Source organism: Lachnoclostridium sp. An76 (assembly GCF_002161355.1).
GTDB lineage: Bacteria > Bacillota > Clostridia > Lachnospirales > Lachnospiraceae > Mediterraneibacter > Mediterraneibacter caccavium.
The window spans coordinates 183,494-198,391 of sequence record NZ_NFHL01000003.1; the positions used below are offsets into that span (position 1 = coordinate 183,494).

Consider the following 14,898-nt stretch of genomic DNA (forward strand, 5'->3'; position numbering starts at 1 on the left):
AAAAAGCCGGAACTCTGCACAAATACAGCGTTTCCGGCTATTTTACCTACTGAGCGTGCGGGGATTCGAACCCCGGACAACTTGATTAAAAGTCAAGTGCTCTACCACCTGAGCTACACGCCCATATCCAATTATATATCTCTATATCTCTGTAACTGCTATGATATTCATTACAGAGAAAAATGCCCAGAGCCGGAATCGAACCAGCGACACGAGGATTTTCAGTCCTCTGCTCTACCAACTGAGCTATCTGGGCATTTGACACACAATACAGTGTGTAAGTTGCGGGAGCAGGATTTGAACCTGCGACCTTCGGGTTATGAGCCCGACGAGCTTCCAGACTGCTCCACCCCGCGATATTAAATTATATTGTCTCATCTGAGACAAAGCCGATGATCGGACTCGAACCGATAACCTGCTGATTACAAATCAGCTGCTCTGCCAATTGAGCCACATCGGCGTATTGAATGGATGGAGAAGGATTCGAACCTTCGAAGGCGTTGCCAACAGATTTACAGTCTGCCCCCTTTGGCCACTCGGGAATCCATCCATATTTTTTAAGTGGGGCCTATAGGGCTCGAACCTATGACCCTCTGCTTGTAAGGCAGATGCTCTCCCAGCTGAGCTAAGACCCCACAGACGACCCAGAAGAGACTCGAACTCTCGACCTCCGCCGTGACAGGGCGGCGCTCTAACCAACTGAGCCACTGGGCCACTTTTTAATTTTTCAAGGTATATACCCTGAAAACTACATACAAAGAATCATCATCCATCTTACCTATTCCCGCTTTGGTTATGCCCTCGACCGATTAGTAACAGTCAGCTCCATGCATTACTGCACTTCCACCTCTGCCCTATCTACCTCGTCGTCTTCAAGGGGTCTTACTAACTTGACGTTATGGGATATCTCATCTTGAGGGGGGCTTCACGCTTAGATGCCTTCAGCGTTTATCCCTTCCCGGCTTGGCTACTCTGCTATGCTCCTGGTGGAACAACAGATACACCAGCGGCCAGTCCATCCCGGTCCTCTCGTACTAAGGACAGCTCCTCTCAAATATCCTACGCCCACGCCGGATAGGGACCGAACTGTCTCACGACGTTCTGAACCCAGCTCGCGTACCGCTTTAATGGGCGAACAGCCCAACCCTTGGGACCGACTACAGCCCCAGGATGCGATGAGCCGACATCGAGGTGCCAAACCACTCCGTCGATGTGAACTCTTGGGAGTGATAAGCCTGTTATCCCCAGGGTAGCTTTTATCCGTTGAGCGATGGCAATCCCACTTTATACCACCGGATCACTAAGTCCTACTTTCGTACCTGCTCCACCCGTCGGTGTCGCAGTCAAGCTCCCTTCTGCCTTTGCACTCTCCGAATGGTTTCCGACCATTCTGAGGGAACCTTTGAGCGCCTCCGATACCCTTTCGGAGGCGACCGCCCCAGTCAAACTCCCCACCTGACATTGTCCCCCAGCCGGATCACGGCTGCTGGTTAGAAACCCAACACTGCAAGGGTGGTATCCCAACAGCGGCTCCATGGCAACTGGCGTCACCACTTCAAAGCCTCCCACCTATCCTGTACATGCAATGCCGAATCCCAGTATCAAGCTGGAGTAAAGCTCCATGGGGTCTTTCCGTCCTGGCGCAGGTAACCAGCATCTTCACTGGTATTTCAATTTCACCGGGTGCATTGTTGAGACAGTGCCCAAATCATTACGCCTTTCGTGCGGGTCGGAACTTACCCGACAAGGAATTTCGCTACCTTAGGACCGTTATAGTTACGGCCGCCGTTTACTGGGGCTTAAGTTCAAAGCTTCGCTTGCGCTAACCTCTCCCCTTAACCTTCCAGCACCGGGCAGGCGTCAGCCCATATACCTCACCTTTCGGTTTCGCATAGACCTGTGTTTTTGCTAAACAGTTGCTTGGGCCAATTCTCTGCGGCCAGGTCTCCCTGGCACTCCTTCTCCCGAAGTTACGGAGTCATTTTGCCGAGTTCCTTAACAATGCTTCTCCCGTCGGCCTTAGGATTCTCTCCTCATCCACCTGTGTCGGTTTACGGTACGGGTATCCTGCAAACAATAGCGGCTTTTCTTGGCAGCCAGCTCACGTGCTTCCCTACTTGTTTTCGGTCCGCGTCACGTCTTCGGATTGCCGCACGGATTTGCCTGTGCGACTCCTACCTCGCTTGCACCGGTCTTTCCATTCCCGGCCCACGCTCTCTTTCTGCGTCCCCACAGTTCTGTTACAGGATAGTACAGGAATCTCAACCTGTTGTCCATCGGCTACGCCTCTCGGCCTCGCCTTAGGTCCCGACTTACCCAGGGCAGATCAGCTTTACCCTGGAAACCTTAGATATTCGGCCGGAAGGATTCCCACCTTCCTCTCGCTACTCATTCCGGCATTCTCTCTTCTTAACAGTCCACGGCTCCTTCCGGTACCGCTTCGTCCCGTTAAGAATGCTCCTCTACCAACCTACGTTCGTAAGTTCCTGAGCTTCGGCAGTGTGTTTCAGCCCCGGACATTTTCGGCGCAGGACCTCTCGACTAGTGAGCTATTACGCACTCTTTTAATGGATGGCTGCTTCTAAGCCAACATCCTAGTTGTCTTCGAAATCCCACATCCTTTTCCACTTAACACACATTTTGGGGCCTTAGCTGCAGGTCTGGGCTCTTTCCCTTTTGACTGCCCAACTTATCTCGGACAGTCTGACTCCCATACATCATCTACACGGCATTCGGAGTTTGATATCCCTTGGTAAGCTTTGACGCCCCCGCAGGAATTCAGTGCTCTACCTCCGCAAGACTCGTATGAGGCTAGCCCTAAAGCTATTTCGAGGAGAACCAGCTATCTCCGGGTTCGATTGGAATTTCTCCCCTACCCACACCTCATCCCCACCCTTTTCAACGGATGTGGGTTCGGTCCTCCATTGCCTTTTACGGCAACTTCAACCTGGACATGGGTAGATCACCCGGTTTCGGGTCTGCTCCGACTGACTGTGGCCCTATTAAGACTTGGTTTCCCTTCGGCTCCGGACCTTCAGTCCTTAACCTCGCCAGCCAGCGCAACTCGCCGGACCGTTCTACAAAAAGTACGCGGTTGAACATATAAAGTTCTTCCACAGCTTGTAAACATATGGTTTCAGGTTCTTTTTCACTCCCCTCCCGGGGTCCTTTTCACCTTTCCTTCACAGTACTATGCGCTATCGGTCACTAAGGAGTATTTAGCCTTACGGGGTGGTCCCCGCATGTTCAGTCAAGGTTCCACGTGTCTCGACCTACTCTGGATACCGCCATGCCAGCTCATCTTTCGCTTACGGGACTTTCACCCTCTCTGGTCAGCTTTCCCAAAACTGTTCTGCTAAACTTGCTGGATCAATTCCGCGGTCCGAACCCCACGGTGCACGCACCATGGTTTGGGCTCTTCCGTTTTCGCTCGCCGCTACTCACAGAATCACATGTTGTTTTCTCTTCCTCCGGCTACTTAGATGTTTCAGTTCACCGGGTTCCCTTCCCTAAGTTATGGATTGGCTTAGGGATGACTGAGGTCTGCTCAGCCAGGTTTCCCCATTCGGAGATCTCCGGATCGATGGGTATTTGCCCCTCCCCGAAGCTTTTCGCAGCTTATCACGTCCTTCATCGGCTCTTAGTGCCAAGGCATCCACCATACGCTCTTATCAGCATAACCAAACGATTCGTCCTCACGGGAATGAGGACTCCTCTACACATATATAGCGTTATATGTGTTGGCAATAGGCCAATTTTATTTGAGTCTGTTTTCTTCAGACTGTATTGTTAATGTTGTTAATAACATTACCTCGGATGTCTTGATTTATAAGATATTCTTATCATCAATTGATTTTCTCTGTATGCAGTTTTCAAGGTACATCTGGTTTCTTTCGAAACCAAGTGGAGAATACGAGAGTCGAACTCGTGACCTCCTGCTTGCAAGGCAGGCGCTCTCCCAACTGAGCTAATCCCCCATATGGATGGGCTTAAGTGACCTTACCTCTTTTATCTGTAAAGCTTACTTAAGCTCCCAATATTTTGTTGGCAAATGGGCTTAAGTGGACTCGAACCACCGACCTCACGCTTATCAGGCGTGCGCTCTAACCGGCTGAGCTATAAGCCCATTTAAATTGGCGGCCACCTACTCTCCCACACCGTCTCCAGTGCAGTACCATCGGCCGTTCAGGTCTTAACCATCGTGTTCGGGATGGGAACGGGTGTTGCCCCTGAACGCATCGCCACCAATATGTTCTGGTTATCTTGATAACCCAACAATAGACAACAGCTCTTTACTTCTTTTCTTTTCCTTAGAAAGGAGGTGATCCAGCCGCACCTTCCGATACGGCTACCTTGTTACGACTTCACCCCAGTTATCGGTCCCGCCTTCGGCAGCTCCCTCCTTACGGTTGGGTCACTGACTTCGGGCGTTACTGACTCCCATGGTGTGACGGGCGGTGTGTACAAGACCCGGGAACGTATTCACCGCGACATTCTGATTCGCGATTACTAGCGATTCCAGCTTCATGTAGTCGAGTTGCAGACTACAATCCGAACTGAGACGTTATTTTTGGGATTTGCTCAACTTCGCAGTATCGCCTCCCTTTGTTTACGCCATTGTAGCACGTGTGTAGCCCTGCCCATAAGGGGCATGATGATTTGACGTCATCCCCACCTTCCTCCAGGTTATCCCTGGCAGTCTCTCCAGAGTGCCCACCTTAAATGCTGGCTACTGAAGATAAGGGTTGCGCTCGTTGCGGGACTTAACCCAACATCTCACGACACGAGCTGACGACAACCATGCACCACCTGTCTCTTCTGTCCCGAAGGAAAGGCGACATTACTCGCCGGTCAAAAGGATGTCAAGGGCAGGTAAGGTTCTTCGCGTTGCTTCGAATTAAACCACATGCTCCACCGCTTGTGCGGGTCCCCGTCAATTCCTTTGAGTTTCATTCTTGCGAACGTACTCCCCAGGTGGACTGCTTATTGCGTTTGCTGCGGCACCGAAGAGCTTTGCTCCCCGACACCTAGCAGTCATCGTTTACGGCGTGGACTACCAGGGTATCTAATCCTGTTTGCTCCCCACGCTTTCGAGCCTCAACGTCAGTTACTGTCCAGTAAGCCGCCTTCGCCACTGGTGTTCCTCCTAATATCTACGCATTTCACCGCTACACTAGGAATTCCACTTACCTCTCCAGCACTCTAGATAAACAGTTTCCAAAGCAGTCCCGGGGTTGAGCCCCGGGCTTTCACTCCAGACTTGCCTATCCGTCTACGCTCCCTTTACACCCAGTAAATCCGGATAACGCTTGCACCATACGTATTACCGCGGCTGCTGGCACGTATTTAGCCGGTGCTTCTTAGTCAGGTACCGTCAGTTTCTTCCCTGCTGATAGAGCTTTACATACCGAAATACTTCTTCGCTCACGCGGCGTCGCTGCATCAGGGTTTCCCCCATTGTGCAATATTCCCCACTGCTGCCTCCCGTAGGAGTTTGGGCCGTGTCTCAGTCCCAATGTGGCCGGTCACCCTCTCAGGTCGGCTACTGATCGTCGCCTTGGTAAGCCGTTACCTTACCAACTAGCTAATCAGACGCGGGCCCATCTCACACCACCGGAGTTTTTACCCCTGCACCATGCGGTGCTGTGGCCTTATGCGGTATTAGCAGTCATTTCTAACTGTTATCCCCCTGTGTGAGGCAGGTTGCCCACGCGTTACTCACCCGTCCGCCGCTCAGTCAGATCACTCTTCATCCCGAAAGAATCAAAGTAAAGTGCTTCGCTCGACTTGCATGTGTTAGGCACGCCGCCAGCGTTCATCCTGAGCCAGGATCAAACTCTCGTTAAAAGTGTTTGTTCTGTTCAAGAATTACTGCTAGCAATTCTATCCCTTTACTGTGTTTGGTTCGTTTGAACCGTTCTTAGAAATTTTCTCTTCAAAGAAATTTTCAAGGGTTGTTGTCTATTGTTCAGTTATCAAGGTTCCTGTCGTTCTTTTCAAGCGACAGCTTTGATATTTTATCAAATCTCATTTCGTTTGTCAAGAACTTTTTTAATTTGTTTTGTTTTTCGCTGTCCCTCACGAGTCAGCTTAGATATATTACCATTTTTACCAAGTGTTTGTCAACACTTTTTTACAACTTTTTCAAGTTTTCTTCCCGGTACTATATCTGGTGGTTTTTACATGATATTATCCACAATTTAACTTTTGAGATACAAAAACTACCGGAAATCTCCAGTAGTTTTTTGAGATAATATCAAACGGAGAAAGAGGGATTTGAACCCTCGCGCCGGTTTCCCGACCTACACCCTTAGCAGGGGCGCCTCTTCAGCCTCTTGAGTATTTCTCCTGATTCTGAACGCGACCACAGTTTTGAGCTGCAGCAGATTATTCAGTTCTGCACTAACAGTGCGAAGATTATTATACTAGACACATTTTCTAATGTCAACGGGATTTTCAAAAAAATCGCAAAAACAGTACCAGTAACAGCAGCGGCACGTCGCCGCGCTATCCGGAAAAGCGCACCAGCGTGTTAATTGCAGCTGTCGCCGCCGTCTTCTTTATATATTATATATTGGCATCGATCACACTCTGTATCCTCTTTTCTACCAGCGCAGCGATCTCTGTTGTCTTCATATCCTTGTACTCTTCATACTCCAGCGGCTTAAGGAAATGCACCTGGACTGTTACCGGCCTGATCGTATTTGTATCAAAGGGCTTAAAAGAGTCGATCAGCGCGACAGGTACGATCGGACAGCGGGCTTTTGTCGCCGCTTTAAAACTCCCGCCCTTAAACGAGCCCACACGGTTTCCATTTTTTGACCTTGTACCTTCTGCAAAGATAAGGTAATTTCTTCCTTTCTGCACTTCTTTTGTCACATTAATGATGACCTGCATTGCCTGGCGCACATCTTCACGGTCCAGCATAAACGCTTTCATGCATGCAAAGATCTGTTTCAGGAATGGTATCTTCGCTATCTCTTTTTTCGCGACCACGGAAAACGGGCGCGGACTTGCTTCTATAATAGCAAGCACATCATAGAGTCCCTGGTGGTTTGGGAAAAACATAAACCCGTCCCTGTCCGGGATATTCTCCCTGCCATGGACATCGATATGCACTCTGCCGCCCCTGTTTGCGTGCAGATCGATCCAGCGGAGAAATGCATACATATCTTCTTCTGTATATTTATCTACGTGGGCTGCCCTGTAACACAGGCGGATCCATCCATATGGCACCATATAAAGATTTCTCAGCACCATCATTAAAATACGTTTCATTTTTCTTCTTCCCCCGTCTGCCTGTATTCTTCTATCGCAGTCTCATAAAGATTGCTGCCTTCGCTGTCGATCACCACGACAACGGGAAAATCTTTGATCTCCAGCCGGCGGACCGCCTCCGTCCCCAGATCGTCATAAGCGATCACTTCAGATGCAGTAATACATTTAGACAAAAGGGCTCCGGCGCCCCCTACAGCCGCGAGATATACAGCGCCGTTCCTGACAATACCTTCGATCACTTCCGGGCTCCGCTTTCCTTTTCCGATCATCGCTCCCAGCCCCAGATCCAGAAGCTGCGGAGTATATTTATCCATACGGCTCGCAGTCGTCGGTCCGGCGGAACCGATAGGGCGTCCCTCCCTTGCCGGAGACGGCCCCATATAATAGATTACCTGCCCCTTTACATCAAACGGCAGATCTCCTCCTTCCCGGAGCGTCTCGTCCATCCTTTTATGCGCTGCGTCCCTCGCCGTATAAACAGTGCCCGTCAAGTATACGTAATCGCCCGAGCGCAGGCTTTTCGCCGTCTCTTTATCCATAGGTACTCTGATATGCTTATCCATGAAAATATCCTTTCTGTCAAAAAATCTCCCGGCATTCCGGGAGAATACTCCGTCACAAACCTTCCGTGTCAGATCACACGCGTGATATGCCGGTTCACGTGGCAGCATATGTTCACAGCCACCGGAAGCCCCGCGATATGTGTGGGATAGGTATTGATATTCACAGCCAGGGCTGTCGTCGTACCGCCCAGTCCCCCGGGCCCGATCCCCAGCCCATTGATCCTTTCAAGGAGTTCTTCTTCCATTTCTTTTACATACGGGATCGGAGAATGGCTCCCTGCCTCCCTTGTCAGGGCTTCTTTTGCCAGAAGTGCACATTTTTCAAATGTGCCGCCGATCCCCACGCCAACCACCATGGGCGGGCATGCATTCGGGCCGGCATCCTGAACGGCAGTGATCACTGCATTTTTCACGCCCTCAATGCCCTCTGCCGGTTTGAGCATGAAAATGCGGCTCATATTCTCGCTGCCAAACCCTTTCGGCGCGACAGTAATCTTTATATTTTTCCCTGGCACGATCTTTGTATGGATCACAGCAGGAGTATTGTCCTTTGTATTTTCACGGATCAGCGGATCTCTCACAACAGATTTTCTCAGGAAGCCTTCCACATACCCCCTTCTGACGCCTTCGTTCACCGCGTCTTCCAGGTCTCCGCCTTCCAGATGGACATCCTGCCCGATCTCAATGAACACAACCGCCATCCCCGTATCCTGGCAGATCGGGATCATATCCTCAGCTGCGATCTCGAGATTTTCTTCCAGCTGCTCCAGGATCTTCCTTCCCAGAGGCGATTTCTCCGAAACCGCCGCCCGGTCCAGAGCCCGCCCCATATCCGGCGCAAGGAAATGGTTCGCCTCAATGCACATTTCCCTGATATTTTCTGCAATCTCTTTTACTTCTATCGTACGTATCATAATTCAATCTCAATCTTTCTGTCCGTTCTGTTATATTTATGATATTTCACACCGGCAGCGTCCATCATTCTCTTTGAAGCCATAACGCTCGGGGTATCCGCATATTTATCACAGTCATAGATCACTTCGCGGATCCCGGCCTGGATGATCGCTTTGGCGCATTCGTTGCAGGGGAAAAGGGAGACGTAGAGCTTCGCGCCCGCAAGGCTCCCGCCGCTGTAATTCAGGATCGCATTCAGCTCACTGTGGGTGGAGTAGACATATTTTGTCTCCAACGGGTCCTCCCCGTCTCTCGCCCACGGGAATTCGTCATCCGAGCATCCGATCGGGAAACCATTGTAGCCCATTGACAGGATTTTATTATCCGGGCTGACAATACAGCATCCGACCTGTGTATTCGGATCCTTTGAACGCATCCCCGAAAGCATTGCCACCCCCATAAAATACTCGTCCCACGATAAATAATCTGCTCTTTTCTCCGTCTTTTCCGCCATTGTCCCCATCTCCTTTGTTTATTTCGTTCCAAAGATACGGTCCCCGGCATCGCCGAGCCCGGGTACGATATAGCCGTGGTCATTCAGCCTTTCATCCAGCGCTCCGATATAAACATCCACGTCCGGGTGTTCTTCCTGCATGCGCTTCAGCCCTTCCGGAGCAGCGATAATGCACAGGAAGCGGATATTCTTCACGCCTTTTTCTTTCAGCATACGGATCGCTGCCACGCTGGAACCACCCGTCGCAAGCATGGGATCGACCACAAACACTTCCCTTTCACTGCAGTCAGCCGGAAGCTTGCAGTAATATTCCACCGGCTCCAGAGTTTCAGGGTCGCGGTACAGGCCGATATGCCCGACTTTCGCCGCAGGTATCAGGGAAAGCATGCCGTCCACCATACCGACTCCCGCGCGCAGGATCGGCACGATAGCGAGCTTCTTTCCAGCCAGTTCCTTCCCCGTCATCTCTGCGATCGGAGTCTTGATCTTCACATCTTTCAGCTTCAGATCCCGCGTAGCTTCATAGCACATGAGCTGCGCGATCTCGCCTATCATTTCCCGGAATTCCTTTGTCCCTACATCCTCTCTTCTGATATAGCTGATCTTATGCGCGATCAGCGGGTGGTCCATGACCGTTACTTTGCCTGTCATAATCCTTCCTCCACAAGTGAATCTAATTTTTCTGCGAGCTTTTTGACAAGCCCGCGCAAAACCTCAAAACATTCCCCGTATGCAGTCAGTGGCTGCCCGTACGGATCCGGTATCTCCGTGCTGTCTCCCACGAATTCGTTCAAAGTATATACATTGTATCCTGTCCCGTATTCTGACAGGATTTTATTCTTTTGGTTCTCATCGATCGTAAGTATCAGTGTATCTTCCTGCAGGTTTTCCTCGCCAAACTGGCGCGACACATGATCCCCCAGCGTCATCCGGGCGCTCTTCATGATCGCCTCCGCTTTCTGGTTCGCCGGCTCTGGGAACAATACCACCAGGCCTCTGGAGTCCACCACGTACTCCTGCTTCAGCTCATACTGCCTGAGGATTTCAGCCGCCATAGGCGCCCTCGCAGAATCCGTCCTGCTCACAAAAGTAATCCGCCGGTATCTCTGCTGCTTTACAACCGCAGCCGCAGAGATCCTCAGATGTCCCGCAGCCTTTTCCAGGCGGTTCATGATCGCTTTCCCCATCCCCTGCACGGCAAAGGACTCGCTGTAGATCGTCTCTACGTCCTCTTCGTCAAACTCCCGCAGCACACGGTACAGGCTCCGCGCGATCGTTTTTTCATTTTCCCTTGTCCCGATATTTTTTATCACTCCATATTTATAGAAGGGAAGCGTCTCTGCCGTAGCGATCACGCCGATGCGCCGCCCTTCTCTGTGAGCCGCGTAGGCAAGCTGCCTGATCGCCAGGATCTCTTCCCTGAGATCCCCTTCAACTATAAGCAGCTTCGCCCTGGGCGCGTAATGCCGGTATTTCATGCCCGGCGCTTTCGGCGCCTTTTTGCTCTCATCTCCCAGAAGGGTCTCATCCACGCTCACTTCACCGATCAGTTCCTCAAACATCTCGGCTGTGATCGCTCCCGGCCGCAGGATCATCGGCGGAGTGACCGTCATATCAAGGATCGTAGACTCCAGGCCGATGTCCACCGCGCCTCCGTCCAGGATCATGTCGATCTTCCCGTCCAGATCCTCCGCCACATGCTCCGCCGTCGTCGGGCTCGGACGTCCGGACGTATTTGCGCTCGGAGCGGACACAAAACCGCCTGCTGCCCGGATCAGCTCCCGGGCCACCGGGTCTGACGGCATCCTCACCGCCACCGTATCAAGCCCGCCCGTCGTCCCATATGGGACAGCCGCGCTCTTCTCAAAGATCATAGTAAGCGGTCCCGGCCAGAAATGTGCCGCAAGGATATCCGTCTCCGCAGGGATATTGACCGCGATCTTTTTCAGATCCTCATACTCCGCGATATGCACGATCAGGGGATTATCCGAAGGCCTGCCCTTTGCCGCATAAGTCTTTAACGCTGCCTCCTCCTTAAGGGCATCCGCGCCCAGCCCGTAGACAGTCTCTGTGGGGAAGGCTACCAGCCCTCCCGCCTTCAGGATATCTCCCGCTTCCCGTATGACAGTTTCATCTATTTGGTTTTTATCTATTTTTCTTATCTTTGTCTCCATGGGTTTTATTATATCATTATTCCCATCAAAAAAAAACTCTTTTATACGCGCCCTCCAGCTCACTCTCCCCCGGCTCTTCTCCGCCCCGGTCTGTACGCCGCGCAGGCCCGTCCGTCTCACTCTCCTTCCAGATACCGCATGACACCTTTTGCAGCCGCCTCCGCCATCTCCTGCTGATACTCCTCATCCGCCAGCTTTGCAGCCTCTTCACGATTGCTTAAAAATCCACATTCCGCGATCACCACCGGGACTTCTGTTTTCTTTAATATATAATATGTACTGTTCCCTTTCGCCTTTTTGGTATTCCCGGGATCTGCTTCCCTGAAAGCTGCCTGGATCAGCTCCGCCGCACGCTCGCTCTGTGCTGAATCCGTATAATAGAATACCTGCGCTCCCCTTACCGTCTCCTCATGGTAGCTGTTCTGATGGATACTGACAACAAGGTCGGGCTTTTCTTTATTCATGATCGATACCCGGGCTTTCAGATCCTCGATCTGGCTTTCCGCGAGGCGGTCATCGTCATTCCTCGTCATTTTAACTTTGACCCCTTGTTCTTCCAGTAATTTTTTAATTTTTAAAGAAATATTTAAATTTATATCCTTCTCTTCTTCTCCATTAACCCCTACTTTCCCGGCATCCACTCCGCCATGCCCGGCATCTATTATCACCATCCATCCCTCTCTGGCCGCTGCGTCTCCTGAAGTTTCCATCCCGTCGTCGATCCCTTTCCTCAACGCTATGCATCCTGCCTGACACAGGATGATCAGCCCCGCCAAAACCGCTGATGCTGCTATAGCGCCAATTTTTCTCATCATAAAAACACCCCCTTTTCACATATACCAATATATATGCAAAAAGAGGATGTCTCTTTCTATGTGATATGCGTTTTAATAAAACTCTGCTGTCTGGCCCCTCCTCAGTTTACGTACTGAAGGATCAGATCCCACACACCGGGATCCTCCATGCCGAGGCTCCACTCGGCCACACCTGCGAGATTGTTCGCTTTGATCACTTTCAGCTTTTCTTCCAGGGACTGCTCATCTTCCAGCCAGATCTTATAGACGCCGCCGTCAGCCTCCCACTGCGCGTAATTCTGTTTTGCCGTGGCATCCCATTCGGTCTGCACCCCGGCTGCCGAAACGATCTCCGCCGCTTCATCCATGCCATAAGCATAACTCGTAACTTTATTCGGATACGATGCGGCCTCTGTTCCCGCTTCCTCTGCCAGCTCATCCTCCGTCTTCGGAGTCTCGAACCACAATCGCGTGAAGAACGGGACGCCTGCCACCAATTTTTCAGCCGGCACTGATTTCAGAGCTTCAGTAATGCCGTCTTCAAGATAGCCTATAGACGCCACGGAGCCGGCCTGATAAGAACCATCTGTATGCTCGTCATATCCCATGACCATCACATAATCCGCGACCGCGCCCTGCTCTTCTATGTCATAGTGCTCATTGTACGGCTGAGGCACATAGTTATCGACCGAAAATACCAGGCCGTTCTGCCTGCATTTGACTGACAGCTCCCGGACGAACTGGACATAATGCTCTCCGCATTCCACTGAAACCAGTTCAAAATCCAGATTGATGCCGTCCACTCCCGACTGGAGCGCTTCGGCGATCACCTGATTAATGACCTTTGTACGCTTCGAAGTGTAGCTCAGCACTTCATAGGTCTCATCATAAGAATTGATGCCCCCGTGGAAATCCCGCAGGACAGCCCATACTTCAAGATTGGACTGATGGGCATAATTGACATAATCCGGATCGGCAAGTGATGAAACATTTCCCTCCGTGTCACTCAGGCTGAACCACGTCGGCGCTATGGTCGTAAGCCCCTTTGTCCCTGCGATCGTCTCCAGTATATAGCTGTTGGCATCTGTGTTGGATACATTATGCCATGCCATATTGATCGTATAATTTTTCGTGATATTCGTATAAACAGGCTCCTCGAACTCTCTGGATGTAGTCTCTGCCGCAATGTCCCTGAGGTCTCCGGTCCGGACATACCCGATAAAGCCATCCTCCGTCCCGACTTTCATCCAGTCATCCTCATCTTCCAGCACAGTCACTTTGTCAGATTTTTTCACGTCTGTCAGGACCGGGCTCTTTACACCGCCCTGATATCTCACCTGCGTGTCCCGTCTGATACTTGCAGTCTGCTTCTCTCCCCACTCGCAGGTAATGACAGCCCTCTGTACAGGTTCATCATAAACCGCATATTCCATATTTGTATACGCCTGGATGAACGGAAGCGCGATATACGCAGTCCTGCCTTCTGTCTTAAGGATCACATACTCTTCGCTCTTCTGTTCTGTGATATCCGTGTATTCTTTGCTGCCCACCTCTACCGAAACACTGCCTCCCGGCAGGGTATACAGCAGGACGCTCTCATTCGGATCCCAGTAAAACCTTTTATTGATCCGTTCCCGTACAACAGAGTATTCGATATAATACTGTCCGTCGATCATTTTTCCCGGCGTCGGCGCCTCAGCCGCTCCATCTTCCGCTGCCGGCATATCTCTTCTGATCACCTGGTCATTTATCACCACAGCCACGTCATTTTCCGCTTCCAGTTCATAATATTTTGTCAGATCAGCTCTCTCATTTGATGGGCCGTATTTTTTCCAGAATACGAAACCTCCGGCTGCTGCTATGATCAGTACGATAAAGATTGTCCACCGTATTGCCGCATTGCGGCGTCTTCTCCTGGCTCTGCTGCTCCGCCTGGCAGGGCGTCTGTTCTGGCCCTGACCGCTGCTTTCCGGTCTCCGGGGTTTTCTGTCGGGGTACCTTCCTCGCGCACCGCCTGCGCCGGCCCGCCCTGAAGCTGTGCCCCTTCTTCCTCTTTCGTCCATGCCGCACCTCCTATCAGGAATCATTATAACATATTTTCATTATACGTCATTAATAATTTGCCTGTTTCAGGAGATTTTAAGCACTTTCGGATCACTGTCCACGTAACAGCCCGGCCGGCATAAAGGGGGTATCCTCTGCCCGGCTGTTTTCATTTATATCCGTAAACCTGAGCGCTTCGATACGTCCATCCCGGTCAATATCATAATCGCGCATATACGTACCTTCTTCCTTCGTCATATGGGCTGTCACGATCTGGAGCGCGCTGGCATGATATCCGTCAAGGGAGATATCGATCCCTCTCTTCTCATACCCTTCCAGTTCCGCAAACATGTCCCTGTAAACTGTTTCATCCATTTTCATCCGGCGTATACTCCTTTCCTCTGCGGATCTTGATAAATAGTGTACCCCGCCTGCATCGTTATAAGGAAGTACCTGTGACATACTCTCGGTCCGGCGGCGGGACAAAAGACAGTCTGATCCACAGCGGCTTCTTGTTTCCTCTGCTTCTCTCCTTTCACGTTATATTTACTTATCAGGGGTACCATCTTTTGTAAGTGCCATTATAGGTTCCCATTCTCCTGTTTTCAATGTGTTTTTTGTTCATAACCCGTGTGGAT

At 51.0% G+C, this 14,898-nt stretch carries 9 protein-coding genes, 10 tRNA genes and 3 rRNA genes; all 22 read right to left on the minus strand.

Going from position 1 to position 14,898, the window contains the following annotated elements; translation table 11 throughout:
- Positions 1 to 50: 50 nt before the first annotated feature.
- Positions 51 to 123: transfer RNA gene (locus tag B5G27_RS07690), tRNA-Lys, on the minus strand.
- Between the two features lie 60 nt (positions 124 to 183).
- Positions 184 to 256, minus strand: a tRNA-Phe gene (locus B5G27_RS07695).
- 26 nt (positions 257 to 282) lie between these two features.
- Positions 283 to 356 (minus strand) — tRNA-Met (locus B5G27_RS07700).
- 31 nt (positions 357 to 387) lie between these two features.
- A tRNA-Thr gene (locus B5G27_RS07705) sits at positions 388 to 460 on the minus strand.
- Between the two features lie 8 nt (positions 461 to 468).
- A tRNA-Tyr gene (locus B5G27_RS07710) sits at positions 469 to 550 on the minus strand.
- 12 nt (positions 551 to 562) lie between these two features.
- Positions 563 to 635: transfer RNA gene (locus tag B5G27_RS07715), tRNA-Val, on the minus strand.
- A 5-nt stretch (positions 636 to 640) separates the two neighbouring features.
- A tRNA-Asp gene (locus B5G27_RS07720) sits at positions 641 to 714 on the minus strand.
- A gap of 75 nt (positions 715 to 789) precedes the next feature.
- Positions 790 to 3,682 (minus strand): 23S ribosomal RNA (locus tag B5G27_RS07725).
- A 222-nt stretch (positions 3,683 to 3,904) separates the two neighbouring features.
- Positions 3,905 to 3,977, minus strand: a tRNA-Ala gene (locus tag B5G27_RS07730).
- A gap of 75 nt (positions 3,978 to 4,052) precedes the next feature.
- Positions 4,053 to 4,126, minus strand: a tRNA-Ile gene (locus tag B5G27_RS07735).
- 5 nt (positions 4,127 to 4,131) lie between these two features.
- Positions 4,132 to 4,249, minus strand: a 5S ribosomal RNA gene (gene rrf / locus B5G27_RS07740).
- A gap of 65 nt (positions 4,250 to 4,314) precedes the next feature.
- Positions 4,315 to 5,847, minus strand: a 16S ribosomal RNA gene (locus B5G27_RS07745).
- The 16S, 23S and 5S rRNA genes sit together here with 10 tRNA genes alongside, the layout of an rRNA operon.
- Before the next feature lie 414 nt (positions 5,848 to 6,261).
- Positions 6,262 to 6,349: transfer RNA gene (locus B5G27_RS07750), tRNA-Ser, on the minus strand.
- 218 nt (positions 6,350 to 6,567) lie between these two features.
- Positions 6,568 to 7,278 (minus strand): lysophospholipid acyltransferase family protein, encoded by a 711-nt coding sequence (locus tag B5G27_RS07755; protein WP_087178338.1) that lies wholly within the window; start codon positions 7,276 to 7,278, stop codon positions 6,568 to 6,570.
- On the minus strand, positions 7,275 to 7,841 hold the full coding sequence (locus B5G27_RS07760) for a Fe-S-containing hydro-lyase (protein ID WP_087178483.1): 567 nt from the start codon (positions 7,839 to 7,841) through the stop codon (positions 7,275 to 7,277). The genes B5G27_RS07755 and B5G27_RS07760 overlap by 4 nt, the downstream gene beginning before the upstream one ends.
- A gap of 68 nt (positions 7,842 to 7,909) precedes the next feature.
- Positions 7,910 to 8,755 carry a fumarate hydratase gene (locus B5G27_RS07765; protein WP_087178339.1) on the minus strand — a complete coding sequence of 282 codons (846 nt, stop codon included), beginning with the start codon at positions 8,753 to 8,755 and terminating at the stop codon, positions 7,910 to 7,912.
- Positions 8,752 to 9,249, minus strand: a complete 498-nt coding sequence (locus tag B5G27_RS07770; RefSeq protein WP_087178340.1) for a deoxycytidylate deaminase — start codon at positions 9,247 to 9,249, stop codon at positions 8,752 to 8,754. Before B5G27_RS07770 ends, B5G27_RS07765 begins: the two co-directional genes overlap by 4 nt.
- A gap of 18 nt (positions 9,250 to 9,267) precedes the next feature.
- The gene (upp, locus tag B5G27_RS07775; protein WP_087178341.1) at positions 9,268 to 9,900 is read right to left on the minus strand and encodes a uracil phosphoribosyltransferase; all 633 of its coding nucleotides are present in this window, start codon (positions 9,898 to 9,900) and stop codon (positions 9,268 to 9,270) included.
- Positions 9,897 to 11,423, minus strand: coding sequence for an L-threonylcarbamoyladenylate synthase (locus B5G27_RS07780; protein WP_087178484.1), 1,527 nt, complete (start codon positions 11,421 to 11,423; stop codon positions 9,897 to 9,899). Before B5G27_RS07780 ends, upp begins: the two co-directional genes overlap by 4 nt.
- A 116-nt stretch (positions 11,424 to 11,539) precedes the next feature.
- A complete protein-coding gene (locus B5G27_RS07785; RefSeq protein ID WP_242958267.1) occupies positions 11,540 to 12,238 on the minus strand; it encodes an N-acetylmuramoyl-L-alanine amidase in 699 nt (232 codons plus the stop codon).
- A 101-nt stretch (positions 12,239 to 12,339) separates the two neighbouring features.
- On the minus strand, positions 12,340 to 14,280 hold the full coding sequence (locus tag B5G27_RS07790; protein WP_087178342.1) for a glycosyl hydrolase family 18 protein: 1,941 nt from the start codon (positions 14,278 to 14,280) through the stop codon (positions 12,340 to 12,342).
- A gap of 91 nt (positions 14,281 to 14,371) precedes the next feature.
- Positions 14,372 to 14,641 (minus strand): hypothetical protein, encoded by a 270-nt coding sequence (locus B5G27_RS07795; protein ID WP_087178343.1) that lies wholly within the window; start codon positions 14,639 to 14,641, stop codon positions 14,372 to 14,374.
- Positions 14,642 to 14,898: the final 257 nt, after the last annotated feature.